Origin of the sequence: Nocardia fusca NBRC 14340 (genome assembly GCF_001618425.1) — a bacterium.
Lineage (GTDB): Bacteria > Actinomycetota > Actinomycetes > Mycobacteriales > Mycobacteriaceae > Nocardia > Nocardia fusca.
This window is the reverse complement of sequence record NZ_BDCU01000005.1, coordinates 39,982-60,020: the sequence shown is the minus strand read 5'-3', so window position 1 is coordinate 60,020 and position 20,039 is coordinate 39,982. Positions and strand designations below refer to the sequence as shown.

The 20,039-nt window shown below is 67.5% G+C and carries 24 protein-coding genes; 11 read left to right on the top strand and 13 right to left on the bottom strand.

All coding sequences use genetic code 11. From position 1 onward, the window contains the following. The 7 genes from NF4_RS01125 to NF4_RS01095 all read left to right on the top strand — a co-directional run bounded on the left by NF4_RS01125 (position 1) and on the right by NF4_RS01095 (position 7,543). A complete protein-coding gene (locus NF4_RS01125) occupies positions 1-1,194 on the top strand; it encodes a lipid-transfer protein (protein ID WP_063125450.1) in 1,194 nt (397 codons plus the stop codon). Between the two features lie 295 nt (positions 1,195-1,489). Further along, positions 1,490-2,563 (top strand): DUF4129 domain-containing protein, encoded by a 1,074-nt coding sequence (locus NF4_RS01120; RefSeq protein ID WP_198165185.1) that lies wholly within the window; start codon positions 1,490-1,492, stop codon positions 2,561-2,563. Continuing rightward, a complete protein-coding gene (locus NF4_RS01115; RefSeq protein WP_063125431.1) occupies positions 2,560-3,054 on the top strand; it encodes a hypothetical protein in 495 nt (164 codons plus the stop codon). Before NF4_RS01120 ends, NF4_RS01115 begins: the two co-directional genes overlap by 4 nt. 28 nt (positions 3,055-3,082) lie before the next feature. Next, positions 3,083-4,045 carry an AAA family ATPase gene (locus tag NF4_RS01110; RefSeq protein WP_063125430.1) on the top strand — a complete coding sequence of 321 codons (963 nt, stop codon included), beginning with the start codon at positions 3,083-3,085 and terminating at the stop codon, positions 4,043-4,045. Next, a complete protein-coding gene (locus NF4_RS01105; RefSeq protein ID WP_063125429.1) occupies positions 4,042-5,316 on the top strand; it encodes a DUF58 domain-containing protein in 1,275 nt (424 codons plus the stop codon). Before NF4_RS01110 ends, NF4_RS01105 begins: the two co-directional genes overlap by 4 nt. After that, positions 5,313-5,804 carry a hypothetical protein gene (locus NF4_RS01100; protein WP_063125428.1) on the top strand — a complete coding sequence of 164 codons (492 nt, stop codon included), beginning with the start codon at positions 5,313-5,315 and terminating at the stop codon, positions 5,802-5,804. Before NF4_RS01105 ends, NF4_RS01100 begins: the two co-directional genes overlap by 4 nt. A gap of 119 nt (positions 5,805-5,923) precedes the next feature. Beyond that, positions 5,924-7,543, top strand: coding sequence for an FAD-dependent monooxygenase (locus NF4_RS01095; RefSeq protein WP_157119867.1), 1,620 nt, complete (start codon positions 5,924-5,926; stop codon positions 7,541-7,543). 113 nt (positions 7,544-7,656) lie between these two features. Here NF4_RS01095 and NF4_RS01090 read toward each other — a convergent pair whose 3' ends face one another. The 4 genes from NF4_RS01090 to NF4_RS01075 all read right to left on the bottom strand — a co-directional run bounded on the left by NF4_RS01090 (position 7,657) and on the right by NF4_RS01075 (position 9,251). Continuing rightward, the gene (locus tag NF4_RS01090) at positions 7,657-8,061 is read right to left on the bottom strand and encodes a hypothetical protein (protein ID WP_157119865.1); all 405 of its coding nucleotides are present in this window, start codon (positions 8,059-8,061) and stop codon (positions 7,657-7,659) included. Continuing rightward, entirely contained in the window at positions 8,051-8,521 is a 471-nt protein-coding gene (locus NF4_RS01085) for a hypothetical protein (protein WP_063125426.1), read from the bottom strand. Before NF4_RS01085 ends, NF4_RS01090 begins: the two co-directional genes overlap by 11 nt. A 48-nt stretch (positions 8,522-8,569) precedes the next feature. Next, positions 8,570-8,872 (bottom strand): hypothetical protein, encoded by a 303-nt coding sequence (locus NF4_RS01080; protein ID WP_157119863.1) that lies wholly within the window; start codon positions 8,870-8,872, stop codon positions 8,570-8,572. A 142-nt stretch (positions 8,873-9,014) separates the two neighbouring features. Continuing rightward, complete coding sequence (locus tag NF4_RS01075) at positions 9,015-9,251, bottom strand: hypothetical protein (RefSeq protein WP_063125424.1); 237 nt, start codon at positions 9,249-9,251, stop codon at positions 9,015-9,017. A gap of 152 nt (positions 9,252-9,403) precedes the next feature. On the opposite strand from NF4_RS01075, the gene NF4_RS36190 reads away from it, so the two are divergent. Further along, complete coding sequence (locus tag NF4_RS36190; RefSeq protein ID WP_084532760.1) at positions 9,404-10,327, top strand: helix-turn-helix transcriptional regulator; 924 nt, start codon at positions 9,404-9,406, stop codon at positions 10,325-10,327. A gap of 6 nt (positions 10,328-10,333) precedes the next feature. After that, a complete protein-coding gene (gene cyaB / locus NF4_RS01065; protein WP_063125422.1) occupies positions 10,334-10,915 on the top strand; it encodes a class IV adenylate cyclase in 582 nt (193 codons plus the stop codon). 313 nt (positions 10,916-11,228) lie between these two features. On the opposite strand, the gene NF4_RS01060 is transcribed toward cyaB, so the two are convergent. Beyond that, a complete protein-coding gene (locus NF4_RS01060; RefSeq protein ID WP_063125448.1) occupies positions 11,229-11,888 on the bottom strand; it encodes a class I SAM-dependent methyltransferase in 660 nt (219 codons plus the stop codon). A gap of 108 nt (positions 11,889-11,996) precedes the next feature. On the opposite strand from NF4_RS01060, the gene NF4_RS01055 reads away from it, so the two are divergent. Continuing rightward, complete coding sequence (locus tag NF4_RS01055) at positions 11,997-13,190, top strand: hypothetical protein (RefSeq protein ID WP_157119862.1); 1,194 nt, start codon at positions 11,997-11,999, stop codon at positions 13,188-13,190. A gap of 15 nt (positions 13,191-13,205) precedes the next feature. Here the strand turns inward: NF4_RS01055 and NF4_RS01050 are convergent, their stop codons facing one another. The 4 genes from NF4_RS01050 to NF4_RS01035 form a co-directional block, all read right to left on the bottom strand. Further along, on the bottom strand, positions 13,206-13,937 hold the full coding sequence (locus NF4_RS01050) for an MBL fold metallo-hydrolase (protein ID WP_063125420.1): 732 nt from the start codon (positions 13,935-13,937) through the stop codon (positions 13,206-13,208). Positions 13,938-14,036: 99 nt separating this feature from the next. Then, on the bottom strand, positions 14,037-14,417 hold the full coding sequence (locus NF4_RS01045) for an inorganic diphosphatase (protein ID WP_198165184.1): 381 nt from the start codon (positions 14,415-14,417) through the stop codon (positions 14,037-14,039). A gap of 35 nt (positions 14,418-14,452) precedes the next feature. Then, on the bottom strand, positions 14,453-15,025 hold the full coding sequence (locus NF4_RS01040; RefSeq protein ID WP_232330259.1) for an acyl-CoA-like ligand-binding transcription factor: 573 nt from the start codon (positions 15,023-15,025) through the stop codon (positions 14,453-14,455). A gap of 5 nt (positions 15,026-15,030) precedes the next feature. Next, on the bottom strand, positions 15,031-16,005 hold the full coding sequence (locus NF4_RS01035) for an amidohydrolase family protein (protein WP_063125417.1): 975 nt from the start codon (positions 16,003-16,005) through the stop codon (positions 15,031-15,033). 445 nt (positions 16,006-16,450) lie between these two features. Between NF4_RS01035 and NF4_RS01030 the strand changes: the two genes are divergently transcribed. After that, positions 16,451-17,206 carry an esterase/lipase family protein gene (locus NF4_RS01030; protein ID WP_232330258.1) on the top strand — a complete coding sequence of 252 codons (756 nt, stop codon included), beginning with the start codon at positions 16,451-16,453 and terminating at the stop codon, positions 17,204-17,206. A 38-nt stretch (positions 17,207-17,244) separates the two neighbouring features. On the opposite strand, the gene NF4_RS01025 is transcribed toward NF4_RS01030, so the two are convergent. From NF4_RS01025 to chsH3, 4 genes are all read right to left on the bottom strand, one after another. Beyond that, the gene (locus NF4_RS01025) at positions 17,245-17,814 is read right to left on the bottom strand and encodes a TIGR03086 family metal-binding protein (RefSeq protein WP_063125416.1); all 570 of its coding nucleotides are present in this window, start codon (positions 17,812-17,814) and stop codon (positions 17,245-17,247) included. Then, positions 17,814-18,290 (bottom strand): SRPBCC family protein, encoded by a 477-nt coding sequence (locus NF4_RS01020; protein WP_063125415.1) that lies wholly within the window; start codon positions 18,288-18,290, stop codon positions 17,814-17,816. Before NF4_RS01020 ends, NF4_RS01025 begins: the two co-directional genes overlap by 1 nt. After that, positions 18,287-18,646, bottom strand: a complete 360-nt coding sequence (locus tag NF4_RS01015; protein ID WP_063125414.1) for an ArsR/SmtB family transcription factor — start codon at positions 18,644-18,646, stop codon at positions 18,287-18,289. Before NF4_RS01015 ends, NF4_RS01020 begins: the two co-directional genes overlap by 4 nt. A gap of 513 nt (positions 18,647-19,159) precedes the next feature. Beyond that, on the bottom strand, positions 19,160-20,023 hold the full coding sequence (chsH3, locus tag NF4_RS01010; protein WP_063125413.1) for an enoyl-CoA hydratase ChsH3: 864 nt from the start codon (positions 20,021-20,023) through the stop codon (positions 19,160-19,162). Between the last annotated feature and the right edge of the window lie 16 nt (positions 20,024-20,039).

Sequence of the window (20,039 nt, the reverse complement as noted above, 5' to 3'; positions counted from 1 at the left end):
ATGACTACTTCGCAACATCCCCTGTCCGGCCGGGCCGCCATCGCGGGGATCGGCGCCACCGATTTCTCCAAGGAATCCGGTCGCAGCGAACTGCGTCTGGCCGCCGAGGCCGTGACCGCGGCCCTGGCCGACGCCGGGCTCACCCCGGCCGATGTCGACGGCCTGACCACCTTCACGATGGATACCAACCTGCAGGTCGCGGTCGCCCGCGCGGTCGGCATCCCGCAGTTGAAGTTCTTCAGCCATATCGGGTATGGCGGTGGTGCGGCATGCGCGACCGTGCAGCAGGCGGCGATGGCCGTGGCGACCGGGGTCGCCGATGTGGTCGTGGCGTACCGGGCGTTCAACGAGCGGTCGGTTTCCCGGTTCGGGCAGTTCTCCACCTCGCTGGCGGCCGCGCCCACATCCTCGGGTATCGACGCCGGCTGGTCGTATCCGCACGGGCTGGGTACGCCCGCCGCGCAGGTGGCGATGGTCGCCCGGCGGTACATGCATGTCTACGGCGCGACCTCCGCCGATTTCGGCCGGGTCGCGGTGGCCGACCGCAGGCACGCGGCGGTGAACCCGAACGCGTTCTTCTACAACAAGCCGATAACCCTGGAGGATCACCAGAATTCGCGCTGGATCGCCGAACCGCTGCATCTGCTGGACTGCTGTCAGGAATCCGACGGCGGCGTGGCGATCGTGGTGACCAGTGTGGAACGGGCGCGGGACCTGCCGAACCCGGCGGCCGTGATCACCGCCGCGGCGCAGGGCAGCGGTGCCGACCAGTACGTGATGACGAGCTACTACCGCGACGCCTTGACCGGGTTGCCGGAAATGGGCCTGGTCGGCGACCAGCTGTGGGAGCAGAGCGGTTTGCGGCCCGCCGATATGCAGGCCGCAATTCTGTACGACCACTTCACCCCGTTCGTCCTCATGCAGCTGGAGGAACTCGGTTTCTGCCCGCGTGGTGAAGCCAAGGATTTCATTGCCGACGGGGCTATCGAAATCGGCGGAAAACTCCCGATCAATACCCACGGCGGGCAGTTGGGGGAGGCGTATATCCACGGAATGAACGGTATCGCCGAAGCCGTCCGCCAGTTGCGCGGAACATCGGTGAATCAGGTCGACGAGGTGGAGAACGTCCTGGTCACCGCGGGGACCGGGGTGCCTACCTCGGGGCTGGTGCTGAGCGCGGACCGGGCCGCGTAACCGGGCCGGAGCCGGTTGCGCTGTCAACCGTGATAGACACCTGCCGGGCCGCGTCCGGTGTGCCGGTCGCGGCGCGGCGTCCATTCGACGTCCGAGCTGAGCGGGTGGATGCGGACATCGGGAATCGGTCACCGTGTCTTCGGCGAGGTTGTGAGTATTCACAGTGGGGAACAAGATATAACTGTCGACCCCGCAATGGGCAGTACGTTTGCCGGCAAGGAGCTGATAAACGTGAAAAACTCGTCATTTCATATTGCCGATTCGCTCCCGGACCGGCCGTCCGGCATGTAAACATGTGGCTGTTCTTGGCAGTGAGCAGGTTCGAGGTATCGGGTTGGCCGGGTCGCGGGCGCTGATCGCGCGCATTGTGGCGGTGTTCGCGCTGTTGTTCTGCGCTGTCATCGCGCTGCGCGGACATATTCCGGGCATGCCGGACAGCAGCGGTTCGGCGGGCAACGCGCCCTCGGCCCTCACCGTGGCGCTGATGCCGGTGCTGCTCACCGTCTCGATCGTGGTGCTGCTGGCCGGCGTGATCGCCTCCCAGCATCGGCTCCCGCTGGCACTGCCCGACCTCGACTCCGCTACCGAGTCGCATTGGCGGCTGGGCCGCCTCGGCTTGGCCGTGCTGTTCCTGCTGGCCCTCGTCGGTGTCCTCGCGGCGATCGTGTTCGCCGTCTACTTCATCGGGTTCCAGCGCGTCGCCGAACCGGTTCCGGCCGCGCCGCCCGGTTCTCCCGCCCCACAGCACCCCGCGGTGCCGCCCGGGATGGAGGAGGATCAACCCGTCCTGACCGGAACCGGGTTGTTCCTGGCCACCGCGGCCGCGGGCACACTGGTGGCGGTGGCCGTGACCGGTCTGGTCGTCGTCACCGTCAACACCCAGCGGCGCGAACGAACCGAGGAACCCGACGACGCGTTGCCGGCCGCCGGGGACATGCCCGCCACCGATACCGACACCCTGGTCAAAGCCGCCGAGATGGGGTTGGCCGCCATGAACGCGGCCGGACAGGATCCGCGCGCCGCGATCATCGCCTGCTATCTGGCGATGGAACGCGGCCTGGTCTACGCGCGTGGTCTGGCCCCGCTGGCCTCGGACACACCCATGGAAGTGCTGGCGCGCGCATTCGAGCACGGGGCCCTGCACGAGGCCTCGGCCCGGGAGCTGGTCGCGCTGTTCGAAGAGGCACGGTTCAGCCCGCATTCCATGCTGTCCTGGCAGCGCATGCGGGCCGAACAGCTGTTGCGCGTAGCGCTCTCCGACCTGCAGAGCACCCCGGATCCGGCCGTATCGGCCGCCCCGGATCCCGGTGGCTACCCGCCCGCTCTACCGCCGCATGCCGGTGCGCCGAGCGGGGTGGGGCCGAGATGAGCAGACCCTGGATCGTCGTGGCCGCGATCCTCGCGGTCGCGGGCCTCGAGGTGGCCGCCTGCCTGCGGGCCCGCGAATTCGTACTGATCGCGGCCGGGGTTCCGGTCGCGATCGCGCTGTGCTGCTTCGTCTGGGTGCTGCTGCGTCCGGAGAAGAGAGAAAAGGAACTCGCCGACGAGATGGAGAACGGGCCCGCCGAAATGCTGCGCCACTGGCATGCCCGGGCCGAAATGCTCGTCGACCGCGCCGACGGTAGCCGCGCCGACTGGGATCGGCATCTGCGGCCGCTGCTGGCCAAGGAGTTCCAACTGTCCGCCGGCCTGCGGGTCAGCAAGAACCGGCGGGCACTGGAAAGTGCCGGGATCCATCTGTTCGGCGCCGAACTGTGGCGCTGGGTGGACCCGGCCGATTCGGCGCTGCGTGACCAGAACACGCCCGCGCCGGGCCGCGCGGCTCTGGACGAGATCCTGAGCCGCCTTCAGAGAATGTGAAACGGGTCGACCCATTGCGAGAAAACACATGACGATGCCCTTGGACGCGACCGTCCAACGCACCGAAGCCGTGCTCCGGGAGGTTTCCCGGGTGGTGGTCGGTAAACGCGACGAGCTACAGCTCATCATGATCGCGATCCTGTCCGGCGGGCATGTGCTCATCGAGGATCTGCCCGGACTGGGCAAAACATTGATCGCGCGGTCCTTTGCGGCCGCCCTCGGCCTGGACTTCACCCGGGTGCAGTTCACCCCCGACCTGCTGCCCGCGGACCTGCTCGGCTCCACGATCTACGATATGTCCACCGGACGTTTCACGTTCCGCCGCGGCCCGGTGTTCACGCATATGCTGCTCGCCGACGAGGTGAACCGCACTCCGCCGAAAACGCAGGCGGCGCTGCTGGAGGCGATGGCCGAGGGACAGGTCAGCATCGACGGTGAGACCTTCCCGCTGCCTCAGCCGTTCGTCGTACTCGCCACCGACAACCCCATCGAATACGAGGGCACCTATCCGCTGCCCGAAGCGCAGCTGGACCGGTTCGCGATCCAGTTGCGCCTGGGCTACCTGTCCGAGCAGGACGAGACCCAGATGATCCGCCGTCGTCTCGAACGCGGCGCGGTGCCGCCACGGGTGAACCAGGTGGTCGACGCCAAAGGCCTGCTGGAGATGCGGCACGCGGTGGAGTTCGTCTCGGTGCACCCGGACGTGGTGAGTTATGTGGTGGCGCTGGCGAGCGCTACCCGGGCCCACGCGCAGGTCGAGGTCGGCGCGAGTCCGCGCTCGGAACTGGATCTCGTGCAGATGGCCCGCGCCCGGGCCCTGCTGAACGGCCGTGACTTCGTGGTCCCCGAAGATGTGAAGGCCCTGGCGATCCCGGCCATGGCGCACCGGATCACCCTGCGGCCGGAGATGTGGGTGCGGCGCATCCGCGGCGAGGATGTGATCAGCGAATTGCTGCGCCGCCTGCCGGTTCCCCGCGCCGCCACGCCATGAGACATCGCGACGCCAGTGCCACGGTGGAGGCCCGGCTGCGCTGGCGTCCCGCCCCGCTGACCTACCTGCTCGCCATCGCCTCGGCTGTCGCGCTGCTGGTTGCGGTGGTGGCGGGCAGCTGGCAGTTGGTCGTGTTCGCCTCGCCCATGCTCGGTGTGCTGGCCGGCGCGCCCTGGCAGGTGTCGCGCACCCGGATCCAGGTGGACGGTGGCGGTACCCAGCGGTGTTTCGAGAACGAGGAGGTCACGGTCACCATCGCCGTCTTCGTCGATCAGGGGCAGGCGCTGCTGCGCTGTAAACCGGTCGCGGTCGACGGGATGACTGTGACGGTGGAGGAATCCGCGGATTCCGGGGTGGCCCCGGCCGGGCTGCGGTTGACGGTCTCGGCGGCGCGCTGGGGTCGCTATCCGATAAAGGTGCGGGTCAAGGCATTGAGTCCGGCCGGAATGGCACTGGCCACCGCGACCCTGCCCGCCGGGGAGATCTACGTCTACCCGATCACCGACCCGCAGCGGATGCGGATGCCGCGCACCGAACTTCCCGAACGCCTCGGTGTGCACCTCACCCGCAGGCACGGCCCCGGCGTGGAGTACGCAGATATCCGCCCGTACGCCCCCGGCGATCAGTTACGCACCGTGAACTGGCCGGTCAGCGCCCGTCGCGGCCGGTTGTACGTGACCGAACGCCTGACCAACCGTTCGGCGGACGTGGTCGTCCTGGTGGACACATCCCAGCAGGCGCCCGGCCCTGCCAGCGACGCGCTGGAACTCTCGGTGCGGGGGGCCGCGCAGGTCGTCCAGTCCACGCTGCAGGCGGGGGACCGCACCGCGGTCGTCTGTTTGGGACAGTCCCCACGCTGGCTGCGCCCCGATATCGGGCGCCGGCAGTTCTACCGGATCGTCGACACCGTGCTCGATGTCGGCGACGAATTCATCCCCACCACCGGTACTCTCGCGCCCTACGCGGCGGTGCCGCTGGGGGCGGTCATCGTCGCGTTCACCACCCTGCTGGACACCCAGTTCGCGCTGGCACTGATCGATCTGCGCAAGCGCGGCCACGTGGTGGTGGCGGTGGATGTGCTGCGCGGGAGCCCCTTCGCGGGCGCTCTGGACCCCACCATGGAGAAGATGTGGCAGCTGGAGCGGATGTCGATGTACCGCGATATGAGCACGATCGGGGTGGATGTCGTCCCGTGGGCCGCTGATACCCGCCTCGACCAGACCATGCGCCTGCTGCCCCGGCACCGCCGGATGATCCGGGTGCGCCGATGATCAAATTCCTCGCGCATCTGTCCGGCACGCTACTGGTGCTGCTGGTCGCCCTGGTCCAGCCGTGGGCGGCTCCGGCCGCGATCGTGCTGGTGGTGGTCGGCTGGTGGTGGCGCTGGGGAGCGGTCGGCGCGGTTCTGCTGGTGATCGGGGTCCTCGCGCTCTCCGACACCGGCCTGGTCGCGGCGGCCGCGGCAGGGCTGGTGGCCACCGCCTATCTGCTGAACATCGCGACCGTGACCGCGCCACGCGGAGTGGTCCCGACCACCCTGCCCTCGGTAGTAGGTGCGGTCCTGTGGACCGCGGCGGCGGGTGGGGCGGCCCTGCTGCCGGTCGAACTGGAATGGGCGCCGGTGGTCGCCCCGGTGCTGGTGATCCTGTTGTCGTCGATCCTCACCTACAGCATCACCACAGCCCGTCGGCGGCCTCCAACAGCAGCGCAGCCCGGGGCGGGCACGCAAGATACGCCGACAGCGCGCGCGGATTCATGAAGTGATCGCGACCCCCGCCCCTTTCAAGATATAGCCGACCGGGGGGCTTGCGGCAAGGCCCGGGTGGTGCCGCATACTCGCTGGCCGAGCCCACAAGCGTGGGACAGAGAGGTTACGAGGTGCGAGAGCGGTCGTCGGCGAACGGATACGAGAGCGGAGCCACAGGGCAGCGGCGGGCGGTGGAGGCCGAGGTCGTCATCGTGGGCGCGGGCCCGACCGGCCTGATGCTGGCCGCCGAACTGAGCCTGGCGGGAGTGCGCCCGCTGCTCCTGGAGAAGTACCCACAGCCCCGGGCCACCCAGAAGGCCCAGGGCCTGGGCGGGCAGATCCTGCAACTGCTGCACTACCGCGGGCTGCTGGAGCGGGTCGAAGCGGCCGTGACCGCCCCCGCCCCGCCGCCCCGCTACCCCTTCGGCGGTGTGCAGGTGGACCTCACCGGCATGGTGGACCCTCCGTTGCGCGGGCTGCCACTGCCGCAGACGCGGCTGGAGGAGCTGCTCGCCGAGCGGGTGGGTGAGCTCGGTGCGGATATCCGCCGCGGCCACGAGGTGGTCGGCGTGCGTCAGGACGACACCTCGGTGACGGCGGAGGTGTCCGGGCCGGACGGTCCGTACCGGATCACCGCGCGCTATCTCGTCGGCTGTGACGGCGGGCGCAGCCGCATCCGGGAGATGGCCGGTATCGCGTTCACCGGTACCACCTATCCCGAGGTGAACCGGATATGTCAGGTCACCGTGCCGGATTCGGTGACCCGCCTTGGCAACGGCGATCTCGAAGTTCCGGGAATGGGCCGGATCACCACCGGTTTCACCCGCACCGCACACGGTGTCTTCGGATACGGGTCACCGACCCCGGAAATGCTGATGTTCTCGACCACCGAGGACGAGTCCACCGATATCGCCGACGACGAACCGATGTCCCTGGCCGAATTCCGGGACAGCGTGCGCCGCGTGCTCGGCACGGAGATCCCGTGGGGCGAACCGCTGCGGCTGGCGCGTTTCACCTTCAAGGACCGCCACGCCGAGACCTATCGGGCCGGCCGGATCCTGGTGGCGGGCGACGCCGCCCACCTGCTGCCCGCAACCGGGTCGGGGCTCAACACCGGTCTGCTCGACGCGGTGAACCTCGGCTGGAAACTCGCCGCCGACATCCACGGCTGGGCCCCACCCGGACTGATCGACAGCTACCACGAGGAACGCCATTACGCGGGAGCTCGTGCCCTGCGGCAGACCCGTGCCCAGGTGGCGTTGCGGCGCGGACTCGACCCGGCCGCGGACGCGCTGCGGGAAGTGGTCTCCGAGCTGCTCGCCGACGAGCAGTCCGCCCGCCGGGTAGCCGGTTTCATCGCGGGCACCGATGTACGCTACGACCTACCCAACCCGAACCACCACCCGTTGACCGGTACGTTCGCCCCGGACCTCGCCCTGCGCACCGACCGCGACGCGACCACCGTCGCCGACCTGCTGCACTCCGCACGGCCGGTCCTGCTCGATCTCGCCGACCGAGCAGAAGTACGTGAGGTCGCCCGGGAGTGGCGAGACCGCGTCGATATCCGGACAGTCACCACCGACGACCTTCCGGCCGCCGCGCTGCTGATCCGTCCGGACGCCCATATCGCCTGGGCCGCCGCGGTCGGCGAGCCGGCCGATATCGCGGCGGACGGGCTTCGTGCGGCGCTGACCGGCTGGTTCGGTGCGCCGAGTGAGTCGCCGGCGTTCGCCGCTGAGCCAGGCGCCTGACAGGTAGCGGTCCCCACCCACCGGTCGCAGTATCGGCGGGTGGGAGCCGCGACTCACCACTCGATATCGCCCCACCGAGCGCGGTTTCGTCCCGGGAGAACGTCGACGTCGGCTCAATGGCTTCCGAGGTCGATGGTGATGATCTTCACGACGGGGTGCGGATCGCCCTCGCTGCCTTCCGTGGTCGCGTTGCAGTACTGGTAGTCGATACGGCCCGCACCACTGATCTCGTAGTGGATGGTGCGCGAGTAGCCCTCCCACTTCGGACCGTGGTGTTTACCGCGAAGCACGGTCGAGGTGCCGACCGGCGGTGGAGTTCCTGGAGTGGATGAGACATGTTCCCAGAACTGCCGGGCCGAAGTGATCCCCACACGGTCGGCCAAGCTGTTCCAGGCGTCCAGGTACTGCCGGTGCACCAGGACGCGGTAGGTGGGTTCAGTGGATGGTCGTCCGCCGGGCGCGCGGGCGGCTACGAATGGCCGATACGCCCCGGGCTGCGGGTCGCGTTCAGACGTCATCGCTCGGCTGCGGAGCGTCGACCTCGACGTAATCGAACTCTCCGACCGGCCCGCTGTGCACGGCTCGGCGCAGTGGATCCCGCATCACCGCGGCGGTGGTCGCCCACGCGTGGAGGACTTCTCGGAGTGGATTGGGATCCTCGGAAGTCACAGTGAGCACTACGGCGTTTCGGATCTCGGCGAGCGCTTCGGCTCGATCGTCGGAATCGAATTCCGCCAGCCAGGCCAGTCCGCCCAGTTCCACCGGGGTGGGGACATCGGTTCGCGCCAGCACCGCCTCGGCGGAGAACAGCTGAGTAATGGTGGCAGCGGCTTCCCTGAGCGCGGCGATGCGCTGGGCTTCGAACATTACGAGCACCGACCCGTCGGTGTCGCGTAACGACGCCGACGACCGTTTCGCCTCGTCGAGGAACTCGCGGCGCCGGGCCCCCGCTAGATCGCTGACCTGGAACATCGTCATGCCATAATAGTAGCGAAATTATGCCATGCCTGGTAGGCGGGACAGTATTCACAGGATCGGCGGGTGCAGGCCGCGATCGATCACCTCGACCCCCACCCACGGGCACGGCCCGGCATGCGGGCCGATCCGGCCCTGCACCAGGCGGACGATTTCCCGGCAGTCGCTGCCCGGGCAACCGACCGAGCGGATCACTCCGTTCGGCCGGTAGTCCACGCGCAGGACGATCCGCAACTGCCTGGTTGTGATGGTGGGCCCGCACCCGCAACCGGGCAGGGAATCCACTACCCGCACGCCGATCCACGGGCAGATACCCGAGACGTTGCGTTCGTGTTCACCGATGTGCCCGTCCACGACCGGTGCCCCTTTGAGGCAGAAGAGATATTCCGGGCATCGCACCCGGCGATGGCGCCGTGTGCTGTGCGTCCAGTCCAGCAGCCCGCCCGTGATCCACGGGACCGCATGGTCGGCACATTGCGGCCACACCGGGCCGCCGTCAGCGAGCACGGCCGTGGGCTGCCCGATACCGGGCGATTATCCGATCGATATCGCGCTGCGGGTGGAACTCGTCCGAGTACTCGAGTGCGCGCAGCCCGGCAGCGACCCGTTCCAGCAGTGCTCGATCGGTGCCGTGCTCAGCGTGCCGGAGCGACCGAGCGATCGCGATGGCCTGATTGCCGATCGGGCCTCTGATCGGTAGGGCCGAACTCGATGCGTTCGGATGCTTTTTCATGGGGGCTCCCCTCGGACTCGATTCGTCTCGCGTCTTGCCTGTTTCGAGGGAACTCGCAGCCCGGGCGGGACGGAAGGTAGCAAGTCGCCGAAAGGCGGGTTGCCATACCGGGCCCTGGGTCAGAATGAACCCCTGAGCAGGAGGGGAATTCGATGACCGCCCGCAGCGTGGCACCGGCTGTGGGCCGGGCGGCTCTCGCCGATGAATTGGCTCGGGAGATCAAAAGACTCAGAACAGAAGCGGGTATGAGCCAGCGAGTACTCGCCGGCAGAATCGGCTACTCCAGGCAATACGTCTCGATGGCGGAGTGGGAGGACGCGAACTTGCCGTCGCGGGAGCTGATCTCTGCGCTAGACGGCGCGCTCGGGGCGAACGGTGGATTGATCCGGCTTCGTGACCAGGCGCAGGACCTTCACCGAGCGGGGCAGTGGCAGGTGGCATCCGCTCCTTCGCACCCGGTTCATCCTGCGGCCCGTCTACCACTGGAGACCCGAAGTGATCTGGTCGGCGAATTGCTGCCTGTACTCGCAACTCCGGGCCGGTCGGACAGCGGTATCGAGGCGATCCACAGTCCGCATGCAGTTGCCGAGACCTACGCGCAGCAGAGTGATGTGGCCGGGGAAGTCCGTGCACTGGCGAAACAGGCCGGCAATATCGATGTTCTCGCTGTGCGCGGCCTCGGGATAATCGGTCTCAACGACTCGCTGCTGCGTAAAGTCATTCCCTCCGGAACCCGGTTGCGAGTGATGCTGTTGCACCCGGATTCGATGGCAGTTGCTCATCGCGCTGCACAGATCGGCGAATCACCTGAGTCCTTTGCAGCCGGAATCCGTCTTGCCATCAAGCGGATCAGCGAACTGTCATCGGAGGATCGATTCGTCCAGGTCTATACCTACGACCAATCCCAGTGTGGCGAATCATCAGGGTCGACGACGTCCTGTTCGTCACCGCGTTCACGACTGACCACGAAGGGCACAACTCTCCGATACATCGACTCGAACCCCAGGGTCCCGGCGTCCTGCACCAGGCGTTCGTGCAGACGATGGAACAGGCGTTCGCCTCCGGAGAACGGATAGTTTGAGATGGCATCACGAGTGATAGAGGCCGAATACAAGGCTCGGCTGACCGATCCGGACTCGGTGCGGGCGAAGCTGGCAGGTCTGGCAGCGGCCGAGGTGGTTACCTACCATGATGCCTACTTCGACGATGGAGCCCGAAGTCTGCACGCTGGCGACCGCGAATTACGGCTGCGAACCGTGCGGGGCAGCGGATCGGTCCGTCATTTGCTTACTTTCAAGGAAGCGGCGGTAGATCTGGAGACCGGCTCGAAACCGGAGTACGAAACAGACATCGGAGGGCGCGAAGTTCTTGAGCAGATCCTCTACCGTCTCGGTTACCGGCCGTCGATCTCTTTCACCAAAGAATGTGAGAACTATCGGTTCATGACGAACGGCCGCAATGTCCTCGCGACAGTGGTAACTGTGCCGGAGATAGACGGTACGTTCTTGGAGTTGGAAACTCTCGTCGACGCCGATGAGGATCTGGACAGCGCGCTGTCCGATCTCCGGAAAAGCCTCTCCGCACTCGGGGTATCCGACGACCACCTCACCACAGAGCTGTACACCGACGCGGTAGCGGAAAGCCGGGGCGGCGAAGGTCATTGAAATACGGGCGAGGTTGCGAGCGAGCACCGGCGACGCGGGTTCCGAGTCGTGTGCGCAGCTGAACCGCCTGTTCTACATGTGACCATTGCCTACGCCAATTCGGATGTGATCGCGCCGCCTGAAGTAGACGAGGCGATGGCGATGCTCAATCGCAGTTCGCCGAATGCGCGATTGAGAGTCTCGGAAGTCTCGATGGTTTTGCTCCACCGTGGAGGGACCGCGTACTCGTGGGACCTGATCGCGCGAATTCCGCTCGGGAGGTCCTGCGTCCTGCTGGCGCTGAGCGGAACGCGATACTTTCTCCGCCCTCCGTTCAGACGCGGTCTATCGTTGCCAACCAGGCCGGTGCGCCGTGGTCGTGGAATCGGGTTTCGATCCGGTCCCGTACGACGGCCGCGATGCTCCAGCCGCTGGTGGGGGTGAAAGCCGCGTTCAGTTCCTCGAGGCCCAGCGGATGCGGGCCGAGGTCCGGACCTTCGTCACTGAAACACAACACGTACAGCGTCGCGCCGGGGTCGGTCACCGATGCCAGGCTCGCGATGTACGGGTGGCGCTCCTCCGCGTCGAAGGTGTGGAACAGCCCGCAGTCCAGCACAGTGTCGAAGCTGCGGTCGATCTTGCCCAGTTCGAGCGCGTCGGCGGCGAGGAAGTCGGCTTCGAGGCCCCGGCCGGCTGCCTTTTCCCGGGCAGTTTCCAGGGCTGTCTCCGCCACGTCGACACCGAGTACCGGCAGACCCAGCTCGGCGATGTGCAGCGCGTTCTCCCCCGTTCCGCAGCCCGCGTCGAGTACCGATCCGGTGAAACCGCCCTCGGCGGCCACGCGCACCACGGCCGGTTGCGGGCGGCCGGTATCCCACGGGGCGGGACCATCCTGGTAGGAGGCGTCCCACGGCCGCCCGGCACTGCGCTCGTGGCTGGTGGGTCGCCTGCCGCCGAACGGATCGTCGGTGCGGTCTCCCTGTCGTCCGGGCAATGCCGTCACCTCCCTGTTTCGGGTCTGGTCACCACATGGTGGCACGGCCGGCGGTGAATACCGAGGTTCGACCGGCACCTGTCGGACTCCTGCGGTTCAATGCGTGCTGTGGACACTGTGGACTTCGCGCGGGTCGTAGCGGAATTCGGCTCCGGCTCCGCGCTGCTCGTCGAACCGGGGACCGCGGCTGCCGCGCACGTCCCCGCCCACTGGGCCCCGATCGCCGGTGCCCGCGACCCCCGCGTCCGGAGTGCGGCCGCAGTGGCTCTGTGGAATCTCGACATGTTCGAGCTGGTGCCCCGGTTCGGTGCGGTGCTTGCCGAATGTCTCGACGATGTGCGGGTCTGTCTGCTGCGTGGCGACTGGGTATTGCTGTATGCGCTGCGGAAACCGTTCCAGCCGCACGAGTTCCGTATCGGCTGGGATCCGGCGACATTCGGCGCCGATGTGCCGCGCCACTGGGATGCGCTGCCGGAGCCACTACGGGTTTTCCTCGGCATGGTCCATGCCGGATTCACCGACCTCGACGGCATCTCCTTCGGCCTCACCCGTCCTCGCGATATGCAAACCTATGACGAGCTCGGCCTGGCCGAATCGGTGCGGAACTGGGACACCGACGAACGGATCCCGGGCGACCGAGCGATGTTGATCGCCAAGGGCCTGGGCGATACCAACTACTTCGCCTCACCGGATCTGCCCGGTGACACGGTCGGCTGGGAGTACGGCGGCGATATGGAGCGGCCCATGGATTTCGGCCGGACCCTCGACGACCTGATGGGCTACGGTTTCCAGCTGGAACGCGACCTCCCACCCGAACCTGTCGCGTCGGTCACGCCGGACGAACTGCGGCAGCGGGTCGCCGCCCTGCCGACCGTGCGAGCGGCACGAGCGGTCGTGTGGAACCGCGAACTCACCGAGGACGCCGCTCGCGCCCGCATCCGCGAAATCGTCACCGAACTGCTCGACGCGCTCGGCGGCCAGCTCGCCGCCCGGCCCCAGGACGGCCCGGACGGGGAGACGATCCTGCCCTGCGACGACGACGCCGGAAACGTCTACCAGGTCGATCGGCTCGAAGCCCGCTATTTCCTCGAGCCACCGCCACCGGACCGGCCGCAGGCCTATCTGCCTTTGATCCTGCGGATCTGGGAGCATCAGGGCTGGAAGGTCACCACGTCCACTGGAGCCGACGGTATCTTCGGCGAGGCCCGCACCTCGGACTGGTACGAACTCACGCTTTCCCATCGAGACGACGAGGTCCTACGTCTGGCCGTGGCCTCGCCGGGTTTCCAGCGGCTGCGCTGAGGACGCCGCACGGGCTCACCGTGAGTGTCGCTCCGACGGGTTCGGTCGCGATCCGTGAGCCGACTGTTCGGCCCGCCAGGTGAGCAGCGGCCCGGCGGTCAGCACCTCGCCGTGGCCCACGCAGACGGTATCGGCGTCGAACCGGGCCAGCCGGTACGCCGCCGCCTCGACGGCAGCGCTGTCGAGGTTGAACACTCCGGGCATGGTGACACCCCGCACGTTCGCCAGTGTGTCACCGGTGAAGAGCACTCGATGGCGTGGCAGGTGCAGCGCGATGCTGCCCGCCGTATGGCCCGGAACCTCGACTACTTCCGCGCCGCCGCCGAATTCGAGAATGTCGCCGTCGTGCAGTTCGCGGTGGACCGGGGCCGGGCGGGGCGGTGGGCCCGGTTCGAGAGCTTCGGCGATGGGGCGTTCCCAATCGCGCAGTACGGGCGCCGGTTGCGGACGCCTGCCGCGCACGATGTCGGCATCGGCGTGGTGGGCCCAGATCTCGGCACCGTGGGCGGCGAGCTCGGCCGCGGAGCCGATGTGATCGTCGTGTGCGTGGGTGAGGACAACCCGCCGCACCGCCGCCGGCGCGAATCCGAGTGCGCCGAGGCCTTCGACGATCTCGGTGAAAGAACCGGGTAGGCCGGTATCGATCAAGGTGATCTCCCCGTGGTCGTCCCACACATAGACATTGAGGTCGTTGACCTCGGGGAACCGCAGTGTCGTCAGCCGGGGTGATACGGGCACGATCTCCACGAACGCGAAGCTACCGGCGCCGCCCCCGTGCCCGCCGCTTTCTCTGCTCTGAGCAGCGGCGGGTGCTCGGTGCCGGCTCGCCGGCCACCGGGCCCGTGTTCACTGTCGCACGACGACGTACTCACCGGGGGTCTCCTGGAACTCGACCGCGACCGCGATGGCCGCATCATCGAGATCCGGGCCTTCCGGCGGGACGACCACCAGTTTGTCGTCATCGTCATACAGCCGGTGGACAATCGCGATACACCTGCCCCGGGCGGTGACCAGCGGCTCGTCCGGACCGAGATAGTAGGCGTCCAATTCCTGCCCGTCCGGCGCGAGGGTGCCGGGGACGTAGCCGTAGTTCACCGTATAGAGGAACCCACAGCGCGGGTGCCGGCTTCCGTACGGGCGATCGAAGGTGAGGTCGACGGTCCGGCCGAGGAACGGGCGGGCCATAGTGAGTGATATCGAATCCTCTTCTGCGCTCGGCTCGGTCACCCCCGCACACTACCGAGCCGGGACGACCCGGCTCGCTATCCGACGGTGTCGATCGCCGGCAGCCGATCGAGAGTTTCGCCGAGCAGCGTGGCGAAATCGGTGTCCGGATGCTCCGATACGGCGAGAACCGCCGCGAACGCCGCACCGACCACCGCGCCGACCAGGGCGCGGACCGCGGGATCGCCGGGGTCCGTACCGGTGCGGTCGGCGACCAGGCGGGCGATCGCCTGCCCGGTGCCGATCAACTGGTCGAGCAGCATGGCGCGCAGCGGTGGCACCGACGTCATCAGTGTCAGCCGTTCCCGCAGTCGACGTTGTTCGGCGGGGGAGAGGTCGGTAAAGGTGTCCTTCAGCGTCGTCTGTACGGCTTCGAACGCGCCGAGGGTGGCCGGCTGCGCACGGAACCGTTCGGCGAACGACAGATCGAGCGCGTCCCAGGCCACGACGTCTTCCTTGGTGGGAAAGTACCGAAAGAAAGTCCGCTCGGAAACCTGCGCGGCCACCGCGATCTGTTTGACCGTTGTGTTCTCGTAGCCGTCGCGGGCGAACAGCCGCAGCGCCTCCTCCTGGATCGCCAGCCGGGTGCGCTCTTTTTTCCGCTCGCGCAACCCGGTCACGGAACCAGCCCCAGCAGGCGTTCGGCATTGTGCTGCGCGATACGTTCCCGATCGGCGGGGGCGACCGGGAGCCGGTCCAGGAAGGCGCGAGCCGTGTCCATGGAGCCGTACGGGTGATCGGTGGCGAACAGGATCCGTTCCACACCAACCTCGAGCAGCAGATTCAAGAAGGTGGGAGTCCAGTTGAAGGCCGCGAACGTGTAGTGGAGATTGGTGCGGAAGTATTCGCTGATCGGGCGTTCCAGCCGCACCACCTGGGACATGACCTGTTGGAACCGGGGCAGCATGAACGACAGTCCCTCTCCCATATGACCGACCACCATTTGCAGTTCGGGGAAGCGGTCGAACGCCCCGCTCAGCACGATACGCAGAACGTGGGTCGCGGTTTCGATATGCCATCCCCAGGCGCTGGTCGCGAAGGCCTGCGCTACCTCGGGCGGGTAGTTGCCGAGATAGGACGCCTCGATCACAGCCTGCGGTGGTGGCGTCGGATGCAGGTAGATCGGCACCCCCAGTTCGGTGGCGCGCGCCAGGATCGGCCGGAAGAATTCGTCGTCCAGATAGCGGCCCTGGGTGTGCCCGTTGATCATCGCGCCGACGAAACCGTATTCGTGCACGACCCGGTACAGTTCGTCGGCGGCGCGTTCCGGTGCCGACGTGGGCAGCGCCGCGAACGCGGCGAATCGGTCCGGGTGCCGTCGGACGGCTTCGGCCACCCGATCATTCGCGTCTCGGGCGAGTGCCACAGCTTCGGCTGGGTCGGATTGTTCGACACCCGGGGCGGTCAACGACAACACCTGCACATCGATCCCGGCGTGATCCATGGCCGCGATCCGCTCGTCGCCGAGGTCGGCCAGCATGTCCGGGAGTTGTCCGACTCCTGCTGCGCGCGCCTGTTCGGCCATCGCGCGTCCGGGACCCGCCAAGAACGCCGGGGTCGCGAAATGTTCCTCGAGGGCGATCGTCCGCATGATTTCTCCTGAAATGTCAGTATGCTGCCTTTTGACAGTCTACTGACAGAATTTGATGCGCGCGATATCTTCGCCGTCCGCCTCCGGGAATTGGCTTGTGTCTCTCCCCCGGGGGGGAGACAGCAGGCTGATGCCATGGACGACGAGACGCTCTACACGATCGGGGCAAGTTGGTATCCACGGTCAACGGCCGGCCTGCACCGCCGGAGCCGGGACCGGTGTTCGCCTGGTTCGCTCGAGCGCTGCGCGAATCCCTGACTCGGCACCGGACGCCGGAATCGCCGGGCACCGCCTGAGCGCGCTCGGTGCGATGGCGGAACAGACAGCCCCGTCGCGCCTCCCGAAACCTGCGCGACTACCGCATTAGCATCCTGGCCGTCGGTCGACGCCGTTCGCGGTCCGGGATGACGGCGCAGCGGCCACTCAGCCTCCGGAAAGCAGGTTCATGAAAACTGTGCTCGCGGTGCTCGCCCGATTCGTTGTCGTCTCGCTGGGCTGCGTAGCCGCGGCGCTGCCGTTCGGCTTCGCCCGTGCCGAGCCCGCGCCGGCGAATCCTGTCCTGGTCATCGGTGGTTTCGATGCCGACCGGCGCATTCTGGAGGATCTGCGCGCGGAACTGGCCGACCGCGGTTACCGGGCCTACTCCATGGTGCTGCCGGCGGCGCCGGCCGGCTCCTCGGGGACCGAGGGGATCGCGGATTCGGCGGCAGTGGTCGCCGGCAAGGTCGCCGAGATCCGGCGGACCACGGGTGCCCGGCGGGTGGATCTGGTCGGGCACTCCATGGGCGGGCTGGCGCAGCGGCACTATGTGAAGTTCCTCGGCGGAAGCGATTCGGTGGGAACCTATCTCGACTTCGGCACCCCGAACTACGGTGAGCCGCTCGGGTTTCTCTGTGCACCGCTCTTTCCCGGATGCCGTGATATCGCCCCGGCCTCGGAGTTCCTACAGCAACTGAACACTCCGCCGGCGCTGCCGCCCGGTCTCCCGGCCTATCACCTCTACTCGGAGAACGAGGGACCCGAACGCCTGCACCTGCCGGGGGCGGTGAACGCGAGTGTCCAGCAGTTCTGTTCCGGCCGTCATGTCACGCATCGCAACGAACCGCAGGACGCGGCCTTCCAGGATCTGATCGATTCCGCGCTGCGCGGTGGGCCACTCGCCACGGACTGCCCGCGACAGTTCTTCCTCAGTTCGCGGTAGACCGTTGCGGTGGTGGATAGCTCGGCCGGAACGCCGGATCACGCCCCGGTCCAGGCAGGGTTCCGGCCGATGAATGCCATCAACCGGTCCTGTGGAGAAGCGTCCGGGGCGACGGGGACGGCGGTCCCGAACTGGCCGCTGTCACGCAGCATCTGCTCCACGGACTCCATATCGGCCAGGGCGGCCGCGCAACGGTCCTGGCCCAGGTCCGGTTCGCGGCCGAGGGCTTTGGCCAGATCCCAGGAATGCATCCAGATATCCGGGGTGTAGAACTCGTCGATGGCCTCGTCCACGGGGCGTTGCCCGAAGTGCGGGTTGTGCAGCACCCGGCCCGCGGGATTGTCGAGTATTGCCTGTATATCGGTGACGTGTCGTTTCCACGCGGCCACCGGATCCGAGGCGACGTCCAAGGGCGAGAGGTCGATATCGGCGCCGCCGAGCAGCCCCCGGGGCCACTCGACCAGGTGCGCGACGATATCCAGAGCCGTCCACTCCGCGACCGGGGTCGGGCGCGACCAGTCGCCGGGGCCGGCGGATTCGACGAGTTCGGTGAACCGCGCCGCGTCGGATGCGTGCCGATCGGCCGGGCCGGTGGGCGCCGCTGCCATCAGGAACGCTCCGCGAGCAGTTCGTCGAGCTTGGCGTAGCCCTCTTCCACCCCGACATTCATTCCACTGGCCAGCATGCCGTCACGAATCTCGAAACTCTCGACCACGCTCAGGACCCGCAGCCGGGTGCGTCCACCCGGGAGGCGTTCGAAGGTGATCTTTTCCAATGCGACGCCGTCGGGTTCACCCGCGTAGGTGAAGGTCCATACGATGCGCTCGTCGGGCCGGATCTCGTGGAAGCTGCCGAAGAAAGCAGCGACTTCGACGCCGTCCTGATCGTTGGCGAAGGCCCAGGCGCCGCCGGTGCGGGCGTCCCAGGCGGTGATCCGGGTCGTGAGGCCGCGCGGCCCGACCCATTGCGCGTAGAGCTCGGGGTCGACGTGGGTGCGGAAGACCTGCTCCGGGGTGGCGTCGAACTCCCGGACGATCTCTATGGTCGGGACCTTCTCGTCCGCGATGATCTCGGTGGTGGTCATGATGCGTCCTTCTTCCGGGAGTCGTTGGTGTCGGTCATGCGGTTCAGGAGGGCGTCGAGGCGTTGATAGCGCTCCTCGGCCTTCGATCGGTAGCGTTCGATCCACTTCGTCATCAGGCTGAACACCTCCGCGTTCAGGTGAACGGGTCGGCGCTGGGCCTCCCTGCTCCGGGTGACCAGACCGGCTTCCTCCAGGACTCTGACGTGCTTGGAGATTGCCTGAAGGCTCATGTCGTACGGTTCGGCCAGCTCGCCCACGGAGGCGTCGGCATCGGCGAGCCGGGCGACGAGGTTGCGCCGGGTCGGGTCGGCCAGTGCCGCGAACACTCGGTTGAGCTGTTCGGTGTCCTCGTCCACAATGGCTCCTCAACTTCTTGGTTGAATAAGACCATAGCGTGATGGGCGAGATTATTCAACCATCTGGTTGATAAAGGCTTCCGTATCGACGGCGCCGTTACCGGCGCAACGCATATCGAGCCGTCACTGCCGTGGACGGCGGGCGCGCCGGCCGGCCACCGGCGCCGACCTGAACGCTTCTATATCGCGCAGCCGACCGGCCGGGTGGTGCGCGCGCCATCCGAACCGCGGCAAATGCTCGACGGCGTCGATATGGGCGGCAGGAGCGGCGGCACCTGAGCGGTGTCGTCGAAGGCCGGCCCAGTGACGGCATGTACTACGGGCTCGGCATCGCGTACACCTGGCTGCCGTGCGGCGCGGGATTCATCGGCCACGCCGGTGGCGTCCGCGGCTTGCTCACCCACACCCTGTGTGGGTGAGCAAGCCGGCTTGTCCAGGCGAGCCGTTCCACTGCCGGACGAGAACGAGTGCTCGCACCGCTGCACGCGTCCGGTCGGCTCCCCGGAACACGGTTTACCGGGCGTAGTCGAGCACCACGTCTCCCAGCACCGGTGCGCCGTCACGTTCGACAGCGGTGGCGCTGATGATCAGCTGCCCCGGCTCCCGCCAGATCCGCGACCGCAGCGTCTCCCCGGGGAACAGCACTCCGGCGAACCGCGCCTTGAACCCGGTCACCCGGCCGGCGACGGAGTCCAGCACCGTATCGGTGGCCGTTTTGCAGATGATCCCGTAGGTGCACAGGCCGTGCAGGATCGGCGCCGGGAAACCCGCGCCCTTCGCGAATTCGGGATCGGAGTGCAGCGGGTTGCGGTCGCCGCAGAGGCGGTAGAGCAGGGCCTGCTGCGGCAGGGTCGCGGTGGTGACGTCGAAATCCGGATCACGGTCGGGGAGTCCGGCCTTGCTGCTCGGGCCGCGCTCACCGCCGAATCCGCCTTCGCCGCGGGCGAAGATGGAGGACCGTTCGGTCCACAGCGCTTCGCCGTCGGAACCGGTCACGGTGAACTCCTGCACGATCACCGCGTTGGTGCCCTTGTCCCACAGTTCGCTGATCCGGCCCGTGCGGGTCGCCTTACCCGAGGCGGGCAGCGGTCGGTGCACCTGCACTTCCTGCGAGCCGTGCACCACTTTGGCCAGGTCGATATCGACGCCGGGGAACTTCACCTTCGGGGGATCGGTATCGCGCAGGGTGTGGGCGACGGTGGCGAAAGTGGGCAGCACCTGCGGTTCCCGGTCGTCGAGGTAGCGCAGTTCGGCCGGCTCTGTCCACCGGTGACCGGCGCCGATGCCCAGGTGGTAGAGCTGGACATCGGAGGCGGTCCAGGAGAATTCCTTGCTCGGGAGTTCCGCTCCGAGCGCGACTTTCGGATCGATGGGCATACAGATTCTCCTCGGA